The 20947-nt window shown below is 59.6% G+C and carries 18 protein-coding genes; 15 read left to right on the top strand and 3 right to left on the bottom strand.

The genetic code is table 11. The annotated features are described in order from the left end of the window. Positions 1–19 precede the first annotated feature (19 nt). Both LOY68_RS18715 and LOY68_RS18710 read left to right on the top strand, forming a co-directional pair. Complete coding sequence (locus LOY68_RS18715; protein ID WP_163914353.1) at positions 20–235, top strand: DUF4287 domain-containing protein; 216 nt, start codon at positions 20–22, stop codon at positions 233–235. Between the two features lie 640 nt (positions 236–875). Then, positions 876–1244: a DUF6124 family protein gene (locus tag LOY68_RS18710; protein WP_265039022.1), complete on the top strand. Its 369-nt coding sequence runs from the start codon at positions 876–878 to the stop codon at positions 1242–1244. Positions 1245–1437: 193 nt separating this feature from the next. Here the strand turns inward: LOY68_RS18710 and LOY68_RS18705 are convergent, their stop codons facing one another. The 3 genes from LOY68_RS18705 to LOY68_RS18695 all read right to left on the bottom strand — a co-directional run bounded on the left by LOY68_RS18705 (position 1438) and on the right by LOY68_RS18695 (position 4174). After that, positions 1438–2541: a DNA alkylation repair protein gene (locus LOY68_RS18705; RefSeq protein ID WP_265039020.1), complete on the bottom strand. Its 1104-nt coding sequence runs from the start codon at positions 2539–2541 to the stop codon at positions 1438–1440. Positions 2542–2566: 25 nt separating this feature from the next. Next, complete coding sequence (locus tag LOY68_RS18700) at positions 2567–3178, bottom strand: glutathione S-transferase (protein WP_265039018.1); 612 nt, start codon at positions 3176–3178, stop codon at positions 2567–2569. A 75-nt stretch (positions 3179–3253) separates the two neighbouring features. Then, on the bottom strand, positions 3254–4174 hold the full coding sequence (locus LOY68_RS18695; protein ID WP_054052853.1) for a MurR/RpiR family transcriptional regulator: 921 nt from the start codon (positions 4172–4174) through the stop codon (positions 3254–3256). 310 nt (positions 4175–4484) lie between these two features. Here LOY68_RS18695 and LOY68_RS18690 point away from each other — a divergent pair, with 310 nt between their 5' ends. From LOY68_RS18690 to LOY68_RS18630, 13 genes are all read left to right on the top strand, one after another. Further along, on the top strand, positions 4485–6422 hold the full coding sequence (locus tag LOY68_RS18690) for a bifunctional 5-dehydro-2-deoxygluconokinase/5-dehydro-2-deoxyphosphogluconate aldolase (protein ID WP_054614391.1): 1938 nt from the start codon (positions 4485–4487) through the stop codon (positions 6420–6422). Between the two features lie 161 nt (positions 6423–6583). Then, a complete protein-coding gene (iolE, locus tag LOY68_RS18685; RefSeq protein WP_054614392.1) occupies positions 6584–7474 on the top strand; it encodes a myo-inosose-2 dehydratase in 891 nt (296 codons plus the stop codon). Further along, positions 7474–8283: a 5-deoxy-glucuronate isomerase gene (gene iolB, locus LOY68_RS18680; RefSeq protein WP_054052847.1), complete on the top strand. Its 810-nt coding sequence runs from the start codon at positions 7474–7476 to the stop codon at positions 8281–8283. Before iolE ends, iolB begins: the two co-directional genes overlap by 1 nt. Positions 8284–8327: 44 nt before the next feature. Continuing rightward, positions 8328–9830: a CoA-acylating methylmalonate-semialdehyde dehydrogenase gene (locus tag LOY68_RS18675; RefSeq protein ID WP_265039015.1), complete on the top strand. Its 1503-nt coding sequence runs from the start codon at positions 8328–8330 to the stop codon at positions 9828–9830. Between the two features lie 23 nt (positions 9831–9853). Next, on the top strand, positions 9854–10675 hold the full coding sequence (locus LOY68_RS18670) for a TIM barrel protein (RefSeq protein WP_265039014.1): 822 nt from the start codon (positions 9854–9856) through the stop codon (positions 10673–10675). 131 nt (positions 10676–10806) lie between these two features. Continuing rightward, positions 10807–12738 (top strand): 3D-(3,5/4)-trihydroxycyclohexane-1,2-dione acylhydrolase (decyclizing), encoded by a 1932-nt coding sequence (gene iolD, locus LOY68_RS18665; RefSeq protein WP_265039012.1) that lies wholly within the window; start codon positions 10807–10809, stop codon positions 12736–12738. A 42-nt stretch (positions 12739–12780) separates the two neighbouring features. Next, entirely contained in the window at positions 12781–13791 is a 1011-nt protein-coding gene (locus LOY68_RS18660; RefSeq protein WP_054052840.1) for a Gfo/Idh/MocA family protein, read from the top strand. Positions 13792–13932: 141 nt separating this feature from the next. Then, positions 13933–14793, top strand: coding sequence for a sugar phosphate isomerase/epimerase family protein (locus LOY68_RS18655; RefSeq protein WP_163914373.1), 861 nt, complete (start codon positions 13933–13935; stop codon positions 14791–14793). A 171-nt stretch (positions 14794–14964) separates the two neighbouring features. Further along, positions 14965–16035 carry a Gfo/Idh/MocA family protein gene (locus LOY68_RS18650; RefSeq protein WP_265039009.1) on the top strand — a complete coding sequence of 357 codons (1071 nt, stop codon included), beginning with the start codon at positions 14965–14967 and terminating at the stop codon, positions 16033–16035. Between the two features lie 349 nt (positions 16036–16384). Next, the gene (locus LOY68_RS18645) at positions 16385–17311 is read left to right on the top strand and encodes a sugar ABC transporter substrate-binding protein (protein ID WP_054614400.1); all 927 of its coding nucleotides are present in this window, start codon (positions 16385–16387) and stop codon (positions 17309–17311) included. A 70-nt stretch (positions 17312–17381) separates the two neighbouring features. Further along, the gene (locus LOY68_RS18640) at positions 17382–18947 is read left to right on the top strand and encodes a sugar ABC transporter ATP-binding protein (RefSeq protein WP_265039007.1); all 1566 of its coding nucleotides are present in this window, start codon (positions 17382–17384) and stop codon (positions 18945–18947) included. Between the two features lie 57 nt (positions 18948–19004). Further along, positions 19005–20027, top strand: a complete 1023-nt coding sequence (locus tag LOY68_RS18635) for an ABC transporter permease (protein ID WP_054052830.1) — start codon at positions 19005–19007, stop codon at positions 20025–20027. Between the two features lie 326 nt (positions 20028–20353). After that, the gene (locus LOY68_RS18630; protein WP_010459637.1) at positions 20354–20758 is read left to right on the top strand and encodes a TraR/DksA family transcriptional regulator; all 405 of its coding nucleotides are present in this window, start codon (positions 20354–20356) and stop codon (positions 20756–20758) included. The last annotated feature ends 189 nt before the right edge of the window (positions 20759–20947 follow it).

Below are 20947 nucleotides of genomic sequence, written 5' to 3'. Positions count from 1 at the left end.
GATAAAGGGAGCTTGCAGCATGACCGAAGATACAAAAGTGAAAGGCCCGGCGTCGTACTTCCCCTCCATTGAAAAAAAGTACGGCCAGCCCATCTCTCACTGGCTGGGGTTGCTCGAAACAGTGAGCGGGAAGAAGCATATGGAAATGGTGGCGTGGCTGAAAGATGAGCATGGGATGGGGCATGGCCATGCGAATGCGTTGGTGGCGCATTATTTGGCGAGTGCTAAAAAGTGAGGCTACTTTAGGCGGTATACCGTTACATGGATGTTGTCTCTGCCGACGTCTTCGCGAGCAGGCTCGCTCCCACATTTTTGTCTGGTGTTGTTCGCAGGATTTGTGGCCGACACAGACCCCTGTAGGAGCAAAGCTTGCTCGCGAAGGTGCCGGTACAGCCGACGCATCTTCGGTAGCTGAAATACCGCTTTCGCGAGCAAGCTCGCTCCCACATTGGTTCGGTGTTGTTTGCAGGATTTGTGGCCGCCACATATCCCCTGTGGGAGCGGGCTTGCTCGCGAAGGCGTCAGCTCTGGCACCGCTTAAACATGTTTAATGGCGAGTGTTTAAAGACACCCGGTGTTACGTCATAAACGGCTACAACGCCTTGCGCCGTTGCCTACGCGTACGCCAGAATCGGCCGGCTTGTGCGGCTATGGGGTGGGCTATATCGTTTCCGGGTCACTGCAAAACGGTGATCGGGTTTGGTAGCCCGCCTCGTTATCAGCCGCATGGCGACACCTTATGGTGGTCATGCGTGGGGCTCCTTTGTGAGCGCCGGGTTCTGGTACGACCGGTCTACCAACCCACGTATGGCCGCCACCTTCGTTTGGTAGCAAGGGTGACGGCTCCTTTAACATTCGTGCCAGAGGTTCCATCCATGTTCAAACCAACACCCAATCCCCCGAATACTGATCCAGTACCCTACGACGCCTCTTTTGATCTTGACCCCAATAAAATGAAAGTGGCGGCCGACCGCGCGCTCAAGATCTACCTCAATCCCGGGGCGACGAAAGCGCAGATACCGCCCCGCAGACCCGGCACCATTTTCACCATCGACGCAGCGGTGGATGACGAAGCGTTGCTGGTTGAGGTCTATGAGTCGCTTTCAACCGCCTGCAAGATGGTCAACGATCTCGTCGAGTTGGAGGAAGGCCCGCGACGCCATACGTTGTTGGTGTTGCATAGGTCGCTGCTGATGGGAGAGGCGGCGGCCAATCGCGTACTGGATAACCACAAGCCTTTGTAGGAGCGAAGCTTGCTCGCGAAGGCGTCGGGCCTGACACACCGCGTCATCGTTCTTCGCGGGCAAGCCTCGCTCCTACATTTGCGGCGTACGCTGCCACTGTAGGAGCTGCCGAAGGCTGCGATCTTTTGATCTTGTTTTTAAAAGGCAAAGTCAAAAGATCGCAGCCTTCGGCAGCTCCTACGGGGATTGTGTTTCAGGGAAGGATTTCGAAAGAGGTGCTGGCCATCAACTCACCATTCACCATGATGTGCACGGCATGCGCACCCGCGTAATGCCTACGCGTGGTCAGTTCTTTGATTTGCTGCCCACGGCTGACCATTTCAACAGCATGACCGGGCAGGGTCAGGGCCTTCAGCTTGAACACCTTCGCCGAAGTCCCGCCATTGGCCTTCACATAATCAATCGCATAATCAATCACCAACCGCTGACTCTCAGCCACTGTGGATTTCACGCTAAACGAAAGCGTGATTTTCTCCCCCAGCCGAATCACCGCCGGCTCAACCTTCACCCCGACAATCTCAACCTCAGGCTTCCCACCAGCCCCAATCACCGCCAACGCTCGCTGATTCCCCTGTTTGATCAAACTGCGCAGTGCATGCTTGGCAATCCACGCGGTGTGTTTGTTCTCCAGCGACCAACCCTCAATCAAATCCAGCACCCACTCCGGGTGATCCTTGGTGATGTCATTGAGGTGATTGGCGACAGATTTGCGCACATACAGGCTTTCATCCGCCTTGAGGTTATCGAGTATCGCCGCCGCCAGCGTCGGGTCAGCCTGAATCGGTTCCAGCCGAAACGACCACGGCAATCGCGGCCGACTGCCTTCGCTGGCCAGCCTGCGTACATGTTCGTTTTCATCCCTCGACCACACCTGCATCAACGCCAACGAGCGCTCAAGATCACTGCGCAGAAAATGCCGGATCGCAAACTCGGATGAACCGAACGAGGTGAAAAACTTCAGCGCTTCCATCGACTGTTCAAAGTCATGCGCGCCGTACATCGCGACGTAATGCGGCAGGGAGATGCTGACAAACCCACTGTTCAGCCGAGGGGCGAGGGCGCGCAGCACTTCAAGAGACTCTTCATACCCCAGCGGCAACACCGCGTGCAGGCACTCGCTGACCCGCGCCATGCGCTGCATGATCGACAGGTCAGCCAGGCCTTCATTGGCCATTTTCAGGAAGGCCTTCGCGTTGAACGCCGGGTAAACCGCCGACATTTCGGTCGCGATGTGCTTGAGGCGCTCGGCGTTGAAGATTTCCTTCAGCGCCGGGGCAGGGGTTTCAGCGGCGGTCATGAGCGAATCCGTGGAGAAGGGCGGCTCAGATTATCGGGGTAGCGATGAACGCCTCAAGCTTTTCCGCCTGCGCGGTGAACTCGGCGATCTGCGGGAAGCGCGAGGCATCGACTTGATCTGGCACCACGAGGTTGGTGAAGCTCCACGCGACCGCCACGGTAATCCCGTCCTGCGCAATCGCGGAACCACCCGGCAATGGTTGCTTCGAAAGCTCCCGCTCCAGCGCCGAATAGGCCGCAGCGAGTTGCCCTTCAACCCGCTCGACCCACGGCTGATACTGAATGTCCGCCGGCCGCAGGTTACGTTCGTAGTAAAGCTGCACCGATTTCTCGCACGCCGCCAGTGCCAACCCGATCACCCGCAACGACCGCAGGCGTTGCTTCAAATCGCTCGGCATCAAGCTTTTAGAAGGCCCGGCCAGCGCTTCGAGGTAATCAATGATCAGCGTCGAATCGACCAACACTTCACCGTCATCGAGTATCAGCGTCGGCGCCTTGACCACCGGATTGATCTGCTGGAACTGCTCGAAATGCCGGAACACCGACACCGAGTCGTGCTCCAGCGCAATGCCCAGGTGTTGGGCAGAAATGGCCACGCGGCGGACATAGGGCGAATCCAGCATGCCGATCAGCTTCATAAACCTCTCCTTCAGATGTCCATTTCGGGATGGACTACCTTAGCCGAGGTTCAGAACACTGCAAATATCCCGGCGCTAATCCTCAAACCCAACCTGCTCATGAATCTCATCCACCTTCAATTCCAACCGATACGCCACTGCAATAAACAACGCCTGACACAAACACAACGTCGCACTCAACGAGCGAAACGCAAACGAACTCCCTTCATTCACCAGCAACACCGTGCTCGCACGCTTGGCCAGCGGCGAAAGGTTGCTGTCGGTGATGATCAGGGTTTTCGCCTGATGATGCTGGGCGATGCGCAGGCAGTGTTGGGTTTCCTTGCCGTAGGGCGTGAAGCTGATGGCGATCACCAGGTCGTTGGCGCGCACGCTGCGCATCTGCTCGCGGTAGCTGCCGCCGAGGCCGGACACCAGGTGAATGCGCTTGTTGGTGTGTTGCAGGTTGTAGACCAGGTAATCGGCCACGGCGAACGAGCGGCGCACGCCAACCACGTAGATGTTGTCGGCATTCACTACGAGATCCACGGCTTTGTCGAAGGCGACGTCGTCGAGTTCCATGCCCAGGCGTTCGATGCCCGACAGTGTGGCGTTGACGCATTCGCGCGCAAGGTCGCCGCCGCTGGCCTTCTGCGACTTGTTGGCGATCATGCTGCGGATGCGTTGCTGGTAGTTCTGCACCGGCGTGGTCTTGTGCGTGTACGCCTCGCGGAACAGCGCCTGCATCTCGCTGAAACCGCTGAAACCGAAGCGCTGGGAAAACCGCACGATGGCCGAGGGGTGCACTTCGCATTCACGGGCGATGTCGCTGATGCGGTCGACCATGATCCGGTCGCTTTGCTGGCTCATGTAGCTGGCGATGCGTTTGAGCTGGCGCGGCAGGCTTTCGTATTCGTTGGTGATCAGCTGCAGCAATCGCTCGGCATTGATCGGTGGGCTCTGGAGGTCGCTCTCGGGCGTGCTCTCGGTCGTAGCCGGCTGATCGGTGCGGGACATAGGAAATCCTTCTGGCTTGTTCTTATAGGAATGACGAATCGGTCATCCCCTGACAATAGGTTGGCTGTGCGCAGTCTACAGGGTAGGCCGGAATAAAATCTTGAGCTTGCCGACGGCAAGCGGCCTGCTGAAACGATGAACCACGTCTGGAACGCTCGTACCGGAGTTTATTGGAAAAAATATTCCACTTAAAAAATATATAGAATAAATATTGATTGTTCGGTCCCGGTCGTTTTAGTCTGCATCCACCAAGAGTGTTCGGCACGTCCATCGTCCCGAACGCAGGCTGATAAAAATAACAGGAGCCAGCATGGGCCAGACTCGTTTTGCCAGTGGGCGTCAATTGGATCTGATTTGCCTGGGGCGCCTTGGCGTCGACCTCTATGCGCAGCAAGTCGGGGCGCGGTTGGAAGATGTTTCAAGCTTCGCCAAATACCTCGGTGGATCCTCCGCCAACATCGCCTTCGGCACCGCACGCCTGGGCCTCAAGTCGGCGATGCTGAGCCGGGTAGGCGACGACCACATGGGCCGCTTCCTCCTCGAATCCCTGGCCCGCGAAGGCTGTGATGTCAGCGGCATCAAGGTCGATCCGGAACGCCTGACCGCCATGGTCCTGCTGGGCCTCAAGGACCGCGAAACCTTCCCGTTGGTGTTCTACCGCGAAAACTGCGCCGACATGGCGCTGCGGGCCGAAGACATCAGCGAAGCCTTTATTGCCTCCAGCAAAGCCTTGCTGATCACTGGCACTCATTTCTCCACCGACGGCGTGTACAAGGCGAGCATCCAGGCGCTGGATTACGCCGAGAAGCACAACGTCAAACGCATTCTCGACATCGACTACCGCCCGGTACTCTGGGGCCTGGCCGGCAAGGCGGACGGTGAAACCCGTTTCGTCGCTGACCAGAACGTCAGCCAGCACGTGCAGAAAATCCTGCCGCGTTTTGACTTGATCGTCGGCACCGAAGAAGAGTTTTTGATTGCCGGCGGTTCCGAGGATTTGCTCACCGCGTTGCGCAACGTGCGGCGTTTGAGTGACGCGACCTTGGTGGTCAAGCTCGGCCCGCAAGGTTGCACGGTGATTCACGGAGTGATTCCGGTGCGTCTTGAAGACGGCGCGATCTACCCTGGTGTGCGCGTCGAAGTGCTCAACGTGTTGGGTGCCGGCGATGCCTTCATGTCGGGTTTCCTCGCCGGTTGGCTGGAAGACGCCAGCGACGAGCGTTGCTGCCAATTGGCCAATGCCTGCGGTGGGCTGGTGGTGTCGCGCCACGCCTGCGCCCCGGCAATGCCGACCCGCGCCGAACTCGACTATCTGTTCAACAGCCCGGTGCCGATCACCCGGCCGGATCAGGACGCTACCCTGCAACGCCTGCATCAGGTCAGCGTGCCGCGCAAACAGTGGAAGCAACTGTTCATCTTCGCCTTCGACCATCGCGGGCAACTGGTGGAACTGGCGCACAAGGGCGGTCGCGACCTCAATGCGATTGGCGAACTCAAGCAACTGTTTATCAAAGCCGTGGAACGGGTCGAAGCTGATTTACGCACTCAAGGCATCGAAGCTGATGTCGGGTTGCTGGCGGATCAACGTTTCGGCCAGGACTCGCTGAACGCCGCCACCGGTCGTGGCTGGTGGGTGGCGCGGCCGGTGGAAGTCCAGGGTTCGCGGCCTCTGGCTTTCGAGCACGGGCGCTCCATCGGCAGCAACCTGATTGCCTGGCCGCAGGAACAAATCATCAAGTGCCTGGTGCAATTTCATCCCGACGATGAGCCGCTGTTGCGTCTGGAACAGGAAGCGCAGATCAAGGGTTTGTACCAGGCGTCCCAGGTCAGCGGGCATGAACTGCTGCTGGAAATCATCCCGCCCAAGGATCATCCATCGGCTCATCCGGACGTGCTGTATCGCGCGCTGAAACGCCTCTACAACCTGGGTATTTACCCGGCGTGGTGGAAGATCGAAGCGCAGAGTGCCGAGGAATGGAAACAGCTCGATGAGTTGATTCAGGAGCGTGACCCGTATTGCCGTGGGGTTGTGCTGTTGGGCCTGAATGCCCCGGCGGCGGCGTTGGCCGAAGGCTTTCAACAGGCCAGCCAGAGCCAGACCTGCCGCGGGTTTGCCGTGGGCCGCACGATTTTCCAGGAGCCGAGCCGGGCGTGGATGGCGGGGGAAATCGACGATGAAACGTTGATCCGCCAGGTGCAGGGCACGTTTGTCGAATTGATCGATGCCTGGCGCACGGCCCGCGCCTGACCAAACACCGCAAAACCCAATGTGGGAGCGGGCTTGCTCGCGAAGAGGCCGGCACATTCAACATTAATGTCGCCTGACACACCGCCTTCGCGAGCAAGCCCGCTCCCACAGGGGATCAGCGTCGGTCTTACAGATTTGTAAAAACAATAAAAGGTGCAGCCATGCCCGCTATCCGAATTGGCATCAACCCGATCTCCTGGAGCAACGACGACTTGCCGTCCCTCGGTGGCGAGACGCCGCTGAGCACTGCGTTGAGCGAAGGCAAGGAAATCGGCTACGAAGGTTTCGAACTCAACGGTAAATTCCCCAAGGATGCCAAAGGCGTCGGTGACGTGCTGCGGCCTTACGATCTGGCGCTGGTGTCCGGCTGGTATTCCAGCCGGTTAGCCCGCCGTTCGGTGGCCGAGGAAATCGACGCCATCGGCAGCCATGTCGAGCTGCTGGCAAAGAATGGCGCCACGGTGCTGGTCTACGGCGAAGTCGCTGACTCGATCCAGGGCCAGCACATTCCACTGGTCGAGCGCCCGCGTTTCCACACCGAACAGGCGTGGCAGGAATACGCCGACAAGCTCACCGAACTGGCGCGTTTCACTCTGTCCCAAGGCGTGCGCCTGGCGTACCACCACCACATGGGCGCTTACGTCGAATCCCCGGCGGACATCGACAAGTTGATGGCGCTGACTGGCAGCGAAGTCGGCCTGCTGTTCGATTCGGGCCACTGCTACATGGGCGGCGGCGAACCGTTGCAGGTGCTGCGCAAACACATCGAACGCATCTGCCACGTGCATTTCAAGGACGTGCGCAAACCGGTGGTGCAACTGGCGCGCAACCACTTGTGGAGCTTCCCGGACTGCATCATCAACGGCACTTTCACTGTGCCGGGGGATGGCGACATCGATTTCGGCGCTTTGCTCGATGTGTTGCTGGCCGCCGATTACCACGGCTGGCTGGTGGTCGAAGCCGAACAGGATCCAGCGGTCGCACCGAGTTATGTCTACGCCAAGAAAGGCTTCGACACCTTGCGCGCACTGCTCGACGAGAGGATTAAGTGATGAGCCTGCTGGTTAAAAGCAATGCCCGTGGCCGGACCATGGTCGAGCTGGGCAAAGGTGAGTTGGAGTACGTCGGTTTCGCGGCCTATCGCTTGAGCCTCGGCGAAACCTTGCCGGTGTCGGCGGGTGATAAAGAACTGTGCCTGGTGCTGCTCAGTGGTCGAGTCAGTATCAAGGGCGAAGCACCGGGGCAGGGCGCGTTCGACTGGGACAACCTCGGTGATCGCCAATCGGTGTTCGAAGAAAAATCCCCGTTTGCCGCGTACTTGCCGCCCGGCAGTCAGGCGCAAGTGGTGGCGCTCAGCGATGTGCAAATCGCCGTGTGCGCGGCTCCCGGCTCAACCGCCAACAACCTCGGGCCACGCCTGATCAGACCCGAAAGCATGAAGCGCAGCGTGCGCGGCAAGGGCGCCAACACCCGTTACGTCTGCGACATCCTGCCGGACACCGAGCCCGCCCATTCGCTGCTGGTGGTGGAAGTGCGTACGCCGTCCGGGCACTCGTCGAGCTACCCGCCGCACAAGCACGACACCGACGATCTGCCGCACCAGAGCTTTCTCGAAGAAACCTATTACCACCAGATCAACCCACCCCAGGGCTTTGTGTTCCAGCGGGTCTACACCGACGACCGCAGCATCGATCAGGCCATGGCCGTGGAAAACAGCGATCTGGTCGTGGTGCCCAAGGGTTACCACCCGGTCAGCGTGCCGTACGGCTACGAGTCGTATTACCTGAACGTGATGGCCGGGCCGAAACGTGTCTGGCAGTTCCATAACGATCCGCAGCACAGCTGGCTGCTCGATCTTTGAACTGAACAGCCTGAATTCCAACATTTGCACGGAGAACAAGAATAATGAGCAACGCCCCGGTTTTAGGCCATTACATCAACGGCCAGGTGCAAGACAGCGGCAGCGAACGCTTCAGCAACGTATTCAACCCGGCCACCGGCGCGGTACAGGCGCGGGTCGGATTGGCGAGCGAGAAGACCGTGGACGAAGCGGTTGCTTCGGCCCTGCAAGCCTTCCCTGCGTGGTCCGAACAATCGTCGCTGCGTCGTTCCCGGGTGATGTTCAAGTTCAAGGAACTGCTCGACCGCCACCACAACGAACTGGCGGAAATCATCAGCCGTGAACACGGCAAAGTACTGTCGGACGCCAAGGGTGAAGTCACTCGCGGCATCGAAATCGTCGAATACGCCTGCGGTGCGCCGAACCTGCTGAAAACCGATTTCAGCGACAACATCGGTGGCGGCATCGACAACTGGAACCTGCGCCAGCCCCTGGGCGTTTGCGCCGGGGTTACGCCGTTCAATTTCCCGGTGATGGTGCCGCTGTGGATGATCCCGCTGGCGCTGGTCACCGGTAACTGCTTCATCCTCAAACCGTCCGAGCGCGATCCGTCGGCCAGCCTGCTGATGGCGCGTTTGCTGACTGAAGCCGGGTTGCCGGACGGTGTGTTCAACGTGGTCCAGGGCGACAAAGTCGCGGTGGACGCGTTGCTGCAACACCCGGACGTCGAGGCGATTTCCTTTGTCGGCTCGACGCCGATTGCCGAATACATCCACCAGCAAGCCACGTCTCGCGGCAAACGCGTGCAGGCGCTGGGCGGCGCGAAGAACCACATGATCGTCATGCCAGACGCGGATCTCGATCAAGCTGCCGACGCCTTGATCGGCGCCGCTTATGGATCGGCTGGCGAGCGCTGCATGGCGATCTCGATTGCCGTGGCAGTGGGCGATGTCGGCGACCAGTTGATTGCCAAGTTGCTGCCGCGCATTGATCAGCTCAAGGTCGGCAACGGCATGCTCGGCGACAGCGACATGGGGCCGTTAGTGACCGCCGAGCACAAGGCCAAGGTCGAAGGCTTTATCGGCGAAGGCGTGGCCCAGGGCGCGCAGTTGATCGTCGACGGACGCAACTTCAAGGTGCCCGGCGCGGAGAACGGTTTCTTCGTTGGCGCGACGCTGTTCGATAACGTCACGCCCGAGATGAGCATCTACCAGCAAGAGATTTTCGGCCCGGTGCTGGGCATCGTCCGCGTGCCGGACTTCGCCAGCGCCGTGGCGTTGATCAACGCCCACGAATTCGGCAACGGTGTGTCGTGCTTCACCAGCGACGGCGGCATTGCCCGCGCGTTTGCCCGCACGATCAAGGTCGGCATGGTCGGCATCAACGTGCCGATCCCGGTGCCGATGGCCTGGCACTCGTTCGGCGGCTGGAAACGCTCGCTGTTCGGCGATCACCACGCGTATGGCGAAGAAGGCATCCGTTTCTACAGCCGCTACAAAAGCGTGATGCAGCGCTGGCCCGACAGCATCGCCAAAGGTCCTGAATTCAGCATGCCAACCGCCAAATAATTCACCTGCGGAGAACAACAATAATGAGCAAGCCCCTGCGTTTCGCCCTGAACCGTATGGTCGCCCCGCGTTTGTCCCTGCCGGCGTTCATCGACCTGGCGGTGACCCTCAAGGCCGACGCCATCGAGATCCGCAACGACCTCAAAGGCATCGAGATCGAAGACGGCACCGCGCCTCAAACCGTGCGTGAACTGTGCGCGGCCAAAGGCATCACCGTGCTGTCGATCAACGCGCTGTACCCGTTTGATGTGTGGAATGACGAGCGCCGTGCCCAGGCGTTGAAGCTGGCGGCGTATGCCCGGGATTGCGGTGCGCAGGGGCTGGTGATGTGCCCGTTGAATGATCGCGCCGATAGGCGCAACGAAGCCGAACGCGCTTCGGGTTTGCGCACGGCGCTGACTGAACTGGCGCCGATCCTGCGCGATCACGGGATTCTCGGGTTTATCGAGCCGTTGGGGTTTGAAGAGTGTTCGCTGCGGCGCAAACGGCCGGCGGTGGATGCGATCAAGGCGATTGGCGGGCTGGATGTGTTCCGACTGGTCCACGACACCTTTCACCATCACCTGGCCAGTGAGCAGGAGTTTTTTCCTGAGCTGACGGGGTTGGTGCATATCTCTGGCGTCGAGGATGCCGAAGCGCCGCTGAACAGCATTCGCGATGGCCATCGGGTGTTGGTGGGCGAGGGCGACATCCTCGGCAATGCCGCGCAGATCGAAACCTTGCTGGGCAGCGGTTACAGCGGCTACCTGTCGTTCGAGCCGTTTGCCGACAGCGTGCATGGCCTGGTGGACATCGAACAGGCGATCGGCGCAAGCATGAACCACCTGCAAAACTCTCAAGGCTAATGAAGATTCCCTGTGGGAGCGAGCCTGCTCGCGAAGACGGCGGCACATCCAACATCTATGTTGCCTGACACACCGCTTTCGCGAGCAGGCTCGCTCCCACATGGGTTTCTTCGTGTATTGAAGGATCGGACATGACCACTACAAGACTGACCATGGCCCAGGCCCTGGTGAAATTCCTCGATAACCAGTACATCGAGGTCGATGGCGTCCAGAGCAAATTCGTCGCCGGGGTCTTTACCATTTTTGGCCACGGCAACGTGCTCGGCCTCGGCCAAGCCCTGGAGCAGGACAGCGGCGACTTGATCGTGCATCAGGGCCGCAACGAGCAAGGCATGGCCCACGCCGCCATCGGTTTTGCCAAGCAACACCTGCGGCGCAAGATCTACGCCTGCTCCTCATCGGTCGGGCCCGGCGCGGCCAATATGTTGACCGCTGCGGCCACGGCCACCGCCAACCGTATTCCGTTGTTGCTGCTGCCCGGCGATGTCTACGCCTGTCGCCAGCCGGACCCGGTGCTGCAACAGATCGAACAGTTCCACGACCTGAGCATCAGCACCAACGATGCCTTTAAAGCCGTAAGCAAATACTGGGATCGCATCAACCGTCCCGAGCAACTGATGACCGCGGCGATCCACGCCATGCGCGTGCTCACCGACCCCGCCGAAACCGGCGCCGTGACCCTGGCATTGCCGCAAGACGTGCAAGCCGAGGCCTACGACTACCCCGATTATTTCCTGCAAAAACGCGTGCACCGCATCGAACGGCGCCCGGCCACTGAAGCGATGCTCGGCGATGCGCTGGCTCTGTTCAAAGGCAAGCGCAAGCCGCTGATTATTTGTGGTGGCGGGGTGCGCTACTCAGGCGCCAATGCGGCGTTGCTGTCGTTTGCCGAGCGTTTCGATATTCCGTTCGCTGAAACCCAGGCCGGCAAGAGCGCGGTGGTGTCGAGGCATCCGCTGAACGTCGGCGGCATCGGCGAAACCGGTTGCCTGGCGGCGAATCTGCTGGCGAAAGACGCTGACCTGATCATCGGCATTGGCACTCGCTACAGCGATTTCACCACCGCATCGAAGTCCTTGTTCCAACATCCCGAGGTGCAATTTCTCAACCTGAATATCAGCCCCTGCGATGCGCTGAAACTCGATGGCGTGCAACTGCTGGCGGACGCCAAGTCCGGTCTGCTGGCATTGGCCGATGCACTGGGCGATTACCGTTCGAGCTGGGGCGATCAACCGCGCCAGGCCAAGGCGCAACTGGATGAGGAAGTCGATCGGATCTATCAGGTCGAATACCAGGCCAAGGATTTCGTCCCGGAAATCAACGACCACATGGACCCGGCCGTGCTGCGCGAATTTATCGAGCTCACCGGTTCCTGCCTGACCCAGAGCCGCGTGCTCGGCGTGCTCAACGAAACCCTGGCTGACGACGCGGTGATTGTCGCCGCCGCCGGCAGCCTGCCCGGCGACTTGCAGCGCAGCTGGCGCAGCAAAGGCGTGAACACTTACCACGTCGAGTACGGTTATTCGTGCATGGGCTACGAAGTCAACGCCGCGCTGGGGGTGAAGCTTGCCGAGCCGGATCGCGAGGTCTATGCGTTGGTCGGTGACGGCTCCTACATGATGCTGCACTCGGAACTGGCGACCTCGATTCAGGAGCGGCGCAAGATCAACGTGGTGCTGCTGGACAACATGACCTTCGGCTGTATCAACAACCTGCAAATGGAACACGGCATGGACAGCTTCGGCACCGAGTTCCGCTTCCGCAACCCGGAAACCGGCAAGCTCGATGGCGGTTTCGTGCCGGTGGATTTCGCCATGAGTGCAGCGGCCTACGGCTGCAAGACTTACAAAGTGAACACCGTTGAAGAGCTGCAAGCGGCGCTGGCGGATGCGCGGTTGCAGACGGTCTCGACGCTGATCGATATCAAGGTTTTGCCCAAGACGATGATTCACAAATACCTGTCGTGGTGGCGGGTCGGCGTGGCGCAGGTTTCCACCAGCGCCCGCACCGACGCGGTGGCCAAGACCCTGAACGAACGACTGGCCAAGGCCCGTCAGTACTGATTGCCCCTGAAACCAATAACAAGTCCTCACAGGAGAGTTTTCATGTCTTTAAAGATCGGCGTCATCGGCACCGGGGCCATCGGCCAGGACCATATCCGTCGTTGCAGCCAGACCTTGCTCAATAGCCAGGTCGTCGCGGTCACCGACATCAATTTGCAGCAAGCCGCGAAAGTGGTGTCCGACCTGAAGCTGACCGCCGAGGTGTATCCCGACGGCCACGCGCTGATCAAGGCGCCAGAAGTCGAGGCGATCCTCGTCACCTCCTGGGGCCCGAGCCACGAAGAATTCGTATTGGCAGCGATTGCCGCCGGCAAACCGGTGTTCTGCGAGAAACCCCTGGCCGTCACCGCTGAAGGCTGCCGCAAGATCGTCGAGGCCGAAGTCGCCCACGGCAAGCGCCTGGTGCAGGTCGGTTTCATGCGCCCGTACGATGAAGGGTATCGCGCCCTCAAAGCGGTGATCGACAGCGGCCAGATCGGCGAACCGCTGATGCTGCACTGCGCGCACCGCAACCCGAGCGTGGGCGAGAACTACAAGACCGACATGGCGATCACCGACACGTTGATCCATGAACTGGATGTGCTGCGCTGGTTGCTTGATGACGACTACGTTTCGGTGCAAGTGGTGTTCCCACGCAAATCCAGCAAAGCCCTCGCGCACCTGAAAGACCCGCAAATCGTCCTGCTCGAAACCGCCAAGGGCACGCGCATCGACGTCGAAGTGTTCGTCAATTGCCAGTACGGCTATGACATCCAGTGCGAAGTGGTGGGGGAGACCGGCATCGCCAAGTTGCCGGAACCGCAACAGGTGCAACTGCGCAGTGGCGCGAAACTGTCGAATGCGATTCTGATGGACTGGAAGGATCGGTTTATCGCGGCGTATGACGTGGAGTTGCAGGCGTTTATTGATGGTGTGCGTGCGGGCCAGGTCGGCGGACCTTCGGCATGGGACGGCTTCGCGGCGGCGGTGGCCGCAGACAAGTGCATCGAAGCGCAAAACAGCGGCCAGATCGTCAAAGTCGGCCTGCCAGAGCGCCCACACTTTTACGGCTAACGATGATCTCCTGTAGGAGCGAGGCTTGCCCGCGAAAGCGGTGTGTCAGGCGACATCAATGTTGACTGTGCCGCCGTCTTCGCGGGCAAGCCTCGCTCCTACAGGGGGAGGTGTCGATTTCGGGTGAAGGAGAACAATAAAATGCGCATCGCACTAGACCCTTACATGTACCGCACCCTGTCCTTGGGCAAGATGGTCGATAAAGTCGCCGAGCTCGGCTACGAACACATCGAACTGTCGCCCCGCGAAGACTTCCTGCCGTTCTACAAAGCCCCCCGCGTCGACAAGGCGCGGATCAAGGAATTTCGCAAAGCCCTGAGCGACACCGGGGTCAAACTCTCTTCTTTATTACCGATGTACCACTGGGCCGCTGCCGACGAAGGCCTGCGGGTCGCCGCCGTGCGCAACTGGAAACGCGCGATCCAGATTGCCGTGGAAATGGACTGCGAACTGGTCAACACCGAATTCACCGGCCAGTCGGACAACCCGCTGGTGTGCGAGAACCAGTTCATGCGTTCCATGGACGAGTTGATCCCCGAGTTCGAACGCGAAGGCATCAAGCTCGATATCCAGGCGCATCCGTATGATTTCTGCGAGCGCAACAACGAGTCGGTGGACATCATTCGCGGCCTCGATCGCGACTGGATCAACTACCTCTACGCCGCGCCGCACACGTTTTTCTATGACGACGGCGTCGGGGATATCGCCTCGATGCTCAAGTACGCCGGCGCCAAGCTGAGTCACTTGATCATCGCCGACACCTACAACCACAAGGCTTCTTCGGGATTGCGCTACATCGTCAACCCGCCGGGCGTGGTGGCCACCGTGCACCAGCATCTGGACATCGGCCAGGGCGAGGTGAACTGGGAGGCGTTTTTCAGCACGTTGCGCGAGATTCAGTTCGACGGCATCGCGACGGTGTCGGTGTTCGCCTGGGAAGACCGGCCGGATGAGTCCAACCGGATGATGCTGGAGCGGGTCAAAAGCGAGCTCTGCCGCTAAGCCCACACAAATCCCCTGTAGGAGCTGACGAGTGAAACGAGGCTGCGATCTTTTGATCTTGTTTTTAAGAATCAAAGTCAAAAGATCGCAGCCTCGTTTCACTCGACAGCTCCTACAAGGGCCGGTGTGGATCCAGCCAGCGGCTATCTAACAATAAGAAGGAATGCACACATGCGTATCGGACTTGTCGGTTACGGCCATGGCGGCCGGTTTTTCCATGCTCCGCTGCTCAGCAGCCTGCCGGGCGCCACGTTTGTTGGCGTGGTCACCCGTTCCCCGGAGCGCCGACAGTTGCTCGCTGCCGAGCATCCCAATGTGCCGGCCTTCGACAGCATCGGCCAACTGGTGGAGGCCGGGATCGACGTGCTGGTGGTGTCGACGCCGCTCAAGGGCCGTCCGGCGCTGGTGCTCGACGGCATCGAGCACGGGGTGGCGGTGGTCAGCGACAAACCGTTCGCCGCCGATGCGCAACAGGCGCAAACCCTGATCACCATGGCCGAGCGCCAGGGCGTGCGGCTCAGCGTCTATCAGAACCGGCGCTGGGATTCGGACTTCCTCACTGTGCGCAAACTCATCGAGTCCGGCGCGCTGGGCCAGATCACTCGTTTCGAATCGAGGATCGAACGCTACTCGCCGCAAGCAGTGAACAACCCCAGCGGTGGCGGATTCCTGCGGGATCTGGGCAGCCATCTGGTGGATCAGGCGCTACTGTTATTCGGCCCGGTCACCCAGGTGTACGCCGAACTCGAATACCTCGAAAAAGGCCAGGCCTACGATAACGGCTTCTTTATGTCCCTGACCCACGCCAGCGGCGTCACTTCGCACCTGGGCGGCAGTTGCCTGCAAAACACCCCCGGACCACGCTTTCGGGTCACCGGTACTCAGGGCTGCTACAGCGTCGATGGGTTGGACGGGCAGGAAGCCTCGGCGCTGGCCGGGCTCTCGCCAAAATCCGAAGGCGAACGCTGGGGCGTCGAAGAACACCGGAACTGGGGCTGGTTCGAACAAGGCGAGGTGCGTGAGCGCGTTCCCTCCGAACGCGGCTGCTGGAATCAGTTCTATTTACAGCTACAAACCGCGTTGCAGAGCGGTGGCCCACTGCCGGTCGAGGCGCGTGATGCACTGGCGACCACCCGTGTTCTGGACGCTGCGCGACTGAGTGCCGAGCGCCATCAAGTGGTGGAATTGGGCCAGTTCGATGCCCGTGGAATAAAATCAGAATTAAATTCTAAAATGAGTTGATATAGAAATTATTTTCCAATAAAGTCATTTCCAGGTTGCCGACTATCAACGTCCAATCTCGCTCAGGCCAAGCCTGAACGGGTGCAGGACGAACCAAAAACAAGAAACAAAAGCCAGGTACCGTCGATGAAAACCTTTAACGCTGCTTTGCATGTTTTACGTTCCGCTTCACACCTCTTTCGCGACCTGCCTCGCGCCTCGTTCCATTCCTTTTCCCGTTTGCTGTGCGTTGAACGCAACGGCGCCCTGGTCTGCTGCATTCCAGGCGCACCGATTGTCCGCTTGCCCCGTCACTGAAATCGTCACGCCTTATCCATAAAACCAACAAGAATGTGGAGAAAGACTTTTCATGAAGACCCCGATCCGTTTCACCGCACTTGCCTTGTCCTTGATGTTCGCCAGCGGCGCTGCTCTGGCTGATATGAAGATCGGCGTGAGCATGTCCCAGTTCGATGACACCTGGCTGACTTACCTGCGCGAGTCCATGGACAAGAAAGCCAAGACCTACCCAGACGGCGTGCAACTGCAATTCGAAGATGCCCGCAGCGATGTGGTCAAGCAGCTGAGCCAGGTGGAAAACTTCATCAGCCAGAAGGTCGATGCCATCGTGGTCAACCCGGTGGACACCGCAGCCACCCGTAAAATCACAGACGCCGCGGTCAAGGCCGGCATTCCGCTGGTCTACGTCAACCGCCGCCCGGATGACCTGAAACTGCCCAAAGGTGTGGTCACCGTCGCTTCCAACGACCTGGAGGCCGGTGAAATGCAGATGCAATACCTGGCCGACAAGATGGGCGGCAAAGGCGACATCGTGATTCTGCTGGGCGATCTGGCCAACAACTCCACGACCAACCGCACCAAAGGCGTGAAAGAGGTGCTGGCCAAATACCCGAACATCAAGATTGAGCAAGAGCAGACCGGCACCTGGCTGCGCGATAAAGGCATGACCCTGGTCAACGACTGGCTGACCCAGGGCCGCAAGTTTGACGCGGTGGTGGCCAACAACGACGAAATGGCGATTGGCGCTGCGATGGCCCTGAGTCAGGCCGGCGTCGACAAGGGCTCGGTGCTGATTGCCGGGGTCGACGGTACGCCGGACGGCTTGAACGCGATCAAGAAAGGCAATATGGCGGTTTCGGTGTTCCAGGACGCCAAGGGTCAGGCGGACGGCTCCATCGACACAGCGGTGAAAATGGCCAAGAACGAGCCGGTTGAACAGAACGTCTGGGTGCCATACCGCTTGATCACCCCGCAAAACGTCGACACGTTCAAATAGCCTGTCCGTTCAATAACAACAATAAGCACGCAAGGTTGCCACCGCGACCTTGCTGATGGAGTACCTGATCATGTTCGCTTCAGCGACTGCTTCGAGCACCCCGTTGGTGGGTATCCAGCCAACCGCAACACCTGTCGATGAGCCGTACCTGCTGGAGATCATCAACGTCAGCAAGGGTTTTCCCGGTGTGGTGGCCTTGTCCGATGTGCAGCTGCGGGTGCGCCCCGGTTCGGTGCTGGCCCTGATGGGCGAGAACGGCGCGGGCAAATCGACCCTGATGAAAATCATCGCCGGCATCTACCAGCCGGACGCCGGCGAGATTCGCCTGCGGGGCAAACCGGTGGTGTTCGAAACACCGCTGTCGGCCCTGCAATCCGGGATCGCGATGATCCACCAGGAACTCAACCTGATGCCGCACATGAGCATCGCCGAAAACATCTGGATCGGCCGCGAGCAGCTCAATGGCCTGCACATGATCGATCACCGCGAAATGCACCGCTGCACCGCGAAACTGCTGGAGCGTCTGCGCATCAACCTCGACCCGGAAGAGCAGGTCGGCAACTTGAGCATCGCCGAACGGCAGATGGTCGAGATCGCCAAAGCCGTGTCCTACGACTCCGATGTGCTGATCATGGACGAACCGACTTCGGCCATCACCGACAAGGAAGTGGCCCATCTGTTCTCGATCATTGCCGACCTCAAGAGTCAGGGCAAAGGCATCATCTATATCACCCACAAAATGAACGAAGTGTTCGCCATCGCCGATGAGGTGGCGGTGTTCCGCGACGGTGCTTACATCGGCCTGCAACGGGCCGACAGCATGGACGGCGACAGCCTGATTTCGATGATGGTCGGCCGCGAGCTGAGCCAATTGTTCCCGGTGCGCGAGAAGCCGATTGGCGATCTGCTGCTGTCGGTGCGCGACCTCAAGCTCGACGGGATTTTCAAAGGCGTGTCCTTTGACCTGCATGCCGGGGAGATTCTCGGGCTTGCTGGCTTGATGGGCTCCGGGCGGACCAACGTCGCCGAAGCGATTTTCGGCATCACCCCCAGCGACGGCGGTGAGATTCGCCTTGACGGCGAGGTGGTGCGCATCAGCGATCCGCACATGGCGATCGAGAAGGGCTTCGCGCTGCTGACCGAGGATCGCAAGCTCAGTGGCCTGTTTCCGTGCCTGTCGGTGCTGGAAAACATGGAAATGGCCGTGCTGCCGCATTACGCCGGTCACGGTTTTATCCAGCAGAAAGCCTTGCGGGTGTTGTGCGAAGACATGTGCAAGAAGCTGCGGGTCAAGACTCCGTCGCTGGAGCAGTGCATCGACACGCTGTCCGGCGGTAATCAGCAGAAAGCCCTGCTGGCGCGCTGGCTGATGACCAATCCACGGATCCTGATCCTCGACGAGCCGACCCGTGGCATCGATGTCGGCGCCAAGGCCGAGATCTATCGGCTGATCTCCTACCTCGCCAGCGAAGGCATGGCGGTGATCATGATTTCCTCGGAACTGCCGGAAGTGCTCGGCATGAGCGACCGGGTGATGGTCATGCACGAGGGCGACCTGATGGGCACCCTCGACCGCAGCGAAGCGACCCAGGAACGGGTGATGCAACTGGCCTCGGGCATGTCCGCGGTTCACTAATTGATGTTGGCGGTGGCTGCGGCCAGCGCTGGCGACGCGATAAAAGGGTGAGTGGTTATGAACGCGATACTGGAAAACAAGCCAGCAACGGCACCGACCAAGAGTCGTCGGCGCTTTCCGACGGAGTTGAGCATCTTCCTGGTGCTGATTGGCATCGGCCTGGTCTTTGAAGTGTTCGGCTGGATCGTGCGCGACCAGAGTTTCCTGATGAACTCCCAGCGCCTGGTGCTGATGATCCTGCAAGTGTCGATCATCGGTCTGCTGGCAATCGGCGTGACCCAGGTGATCATCACCACCGGTATCGATTTGTCCTCCGGTTCGGTGCTGGCGCTGTCGGCAATGATTGCCGCCAGCCTGGCCCAGACCTCTGACTTCGCCCGGGCGGTGTTTCCGTCGCTGACTGACTTGCCGGTGTGGATACCGGTGATTGCCGGGCTTGGGGTCGGACTGCTGGCGGGGGCGATCAACGGCAGCATCATCGCCGTCACCGGGATCCCGCCGTTCATCGCCACCCTCGGCATGATGGTCTCGGCCCGTGGTTTGGCGCGCTATTACACCGAAGGCCAACCGGTGAGCATGTTGTCCGATTCCTACACCGCCATCGGCCACGGCGCCATGCCGGTGATCATCTTCCTGGTGGTGGCGGTGATCTTCCACATCGCCCTGCGCTACACCAAGTACGGCAAATACACCTACGCCATCGGCGGCAACATGCAGGCGGCGCGGACCTCCGGGATCAACGTCAAACGGCATCTGGTGATCGTCTACAGCATCGCCGGGTTGCTTGCAGGTCTGGCTGGCGTGGTGGCCTCGGCCCGGGCGGCGACCGGGCAAGCCGGGATGGGCATGTCCTATGAACTGGATGCGATTGCTGCGGCAGTGATTGGCGGCACCAGCCTGGCGGGCGGCGTAGGGCGCATCACCGGCACCGTGATCGGCGCGTTGATTCTCGGGGTGATGGCCAGCGGCTTTACCTTTGTCGGGGTCGATGCGTATATTCAGGACATCATCAAGGGGCTGATCATTGTGGTGGCGGTGGTCATCGACCAGTACCGCAACAAGCGCAAACTCAAACGCTGAAACTGCAATAAACAGCAAAATGCGCCACGCCTGACCCGCGTGGCGCAGCCGTTTGTCTTCTATATACAGCCGCTGGACTGAATTTCTTGCTATAAACGCACTCCGATAACCACCACAACGGCTGCCATAGAGCACTTTCCGGGTGTTGTCGGACAAATTCGCTGTCTTTTCAGTTGCTGAGGCCTCAAGTCGGCCTTAGACTGCCGCCCCTCGTAAATTGAGTGCCGGGTGGCGCTTGGAATACATGGCGCCTTTCCGACGGCCGACGAGGTCCGACGGAACGCTCCCTAATTCGCCTTAATGCACGTTTTTTTATAGAGATATCAATGACAAAGGACAAGTTGCTGGCCATGCCGGCGGATGACTACATGAATGCCGAGCAACATGCTTTTTTCTATGAGCTGTTGCAGAACATGAAAGTCGAAACCCACGAGCGCATCGAACAGAACCGCATCGCCATCGAAAGCCTGGACACCCCGGCTGACCCGGCCGACGCTGCTTCCGTTGAAGAAGAGCGCACCTGGCTGGTCAACGCGATCGATCGCGACCAACGCATGCTGCCTCAGTTGGAACAGGCTCTGGAACGCATCAAAGAAGACAGCTTCGGCTGGTGCGACGACAGCGGCGAGGCCATTGGCCTGAAACGCCTGCTGATCAGCCCGACCACCAAGTACTGCATCGAAGCTCAAGAGCGCCACGAGCAAATCGACAAGCACCAGCGTCAGGCTTGATTCGGTAACGCCCACTTCGCGGGCAAGCCTCGCTCCTACACACATCCTGTAGGAGCGAGGCTTGCCCGCGAAGCTTTTTGCCGTCTGAAAATCCCCAGTACTTCTATTGATCTGCTGCAGCATCCACTACTAACGGACCATAGATAATGGCCCATTAGTGGCGTTTAATGCAGTCACAACAAATAGAAA

This window comes from Pseudomonas sp. B21-053 (assembly GCF_026016365.1).
In the GTDB taxonomy this organism is placed as follows: Bacteria; Pseudomonadota; Gammaproteobacteria; order Pseudomonadales; family Pseudomonadaceae; genus Aquipseudomonas; species Aquipseudomonas nunensis.
Note: the sequence above shows the minus strand (reverse complement) of the source record. Positions and strands in the feature narration are given on the sequence as shown.

Coding starts and splice junctions, on each gene's coding strand:
- LOY68_RS18675 (WP_265039015.1), top strand. CDS start 8,328: ATGAGCAACGCCCCGGTTTTAGGCCATTACATCAACGGCCAGGTGCAA.
- LOY68_RS18655 (WP_163914373.1), top strand. CDS start 13,933: ATGCGCATCGCACTAGACCCTTACATGTACCGCACCCTGTCCTTGGGC.
- LOY68_RS18645 (WP_054614400.1), top strand. CDS start 16,385: ATGAAGACCCCGATCCGTTTCACCGCACTTGCCTTGTCCTTGATGTTC.
- LOY68_RS18635 (WP_054052830.1), top strand. CDS start 19,005: ATGAACGCGATACTGGAAAACAAGCCAGCAACGGCACCGACCAAGAGT.
- LOY68_RS18705 (WP_265039020.1), bottom strand. CDS start 2,541: ATGACCGCCGCTGAAACCCCTGCCCCGGCGCTGAAGGAAATCTTCAAC.
- LOY68_RS18660 (WP_054052840.1), top strand. CDS start 12,781: ATGTCTTTAAAGATCGGCGTCATCGGCACCGGGGCCATCGGCCAGGAC.
- LOY68_RS18700 (WP_265039018.1), bottom strand. CDS start 3,178: ATGAAGCTGATCGGCATGCTGGATTCGCCCTATGTCCGCCGCGTGGCC.
- iolE (WP_054614392.1), top strand. CDS start 6,584: ATGCCCGCTATCCGAATTGGCATCAACCCGATCTCCTGGAGCAACGAC.
- LOY68_RS18640 (WP_265039007.1), top strand. CDS start 17,382: ATGTTCGCTTCAGCGACTGCTTCGAGCACCCCGTTGGTGGGTATCCAG.
- LOY68_RS18695 (WP_054052853.1), bottom strand. CDS start 4,174: ATGTCCCGCACCGATCAGCCGGCTACGACCGAGAGCACGCCCGAGAGC.
- LOY68_RS18715 (WP_163914353.1), top strand. CDS start 20: ATGACCGAAGATACAAAAGTGAAAGGCCCGGCGTCGTACTTCCCCTCC.
- LOY68_RS18670 (WP_265039014.1), top strand. CDS start 9,854: ATGAGCAAGCCCCTGCGTTTCGCCCTGAACCGTATGGTCGCCCCGCGT.
- iolB (WP_054052847.1), top strand. CDS start 7,474: ATGAGCCTGCTGGTTAAAAGCAATGCCCGTGGCCGGACCATGGTCGAG.
- LOY68_RS18630 (WP_010459637.1), top strand. CDS start 20,354: ATGACAAAGGACAAGTTGCTGGCCATGCCGGCGGATGACTACATGAAT.
- LOY68_RS18650 (WP_265039009.1), top strand. CDS start 14,965: ATGCGTATCGGACTTGTCGGTTACGGCCATGGCGGCCGGTTTTTCCAT.
- iolD (WP_265039012.1), top strand. CDS start 10,807: ATGACCACTACAAGACTGACCATGGCCCAGGCCCTGGTGAAATTCCTC.
- LOY68_RS18710 (WP_265039022.1), top strand. CDS start 876: ATGTTCAAACCAACACCCAATCCCCCGAATACTGATCCAGTACCCTAC.
- LOY68_RS18690 (WP_054614391.1), top strand. CDS start 4,485: ATGGGCCAGACTCGTTTTGCCAGTGGGCGTCAATTGGATCTGATTTGC.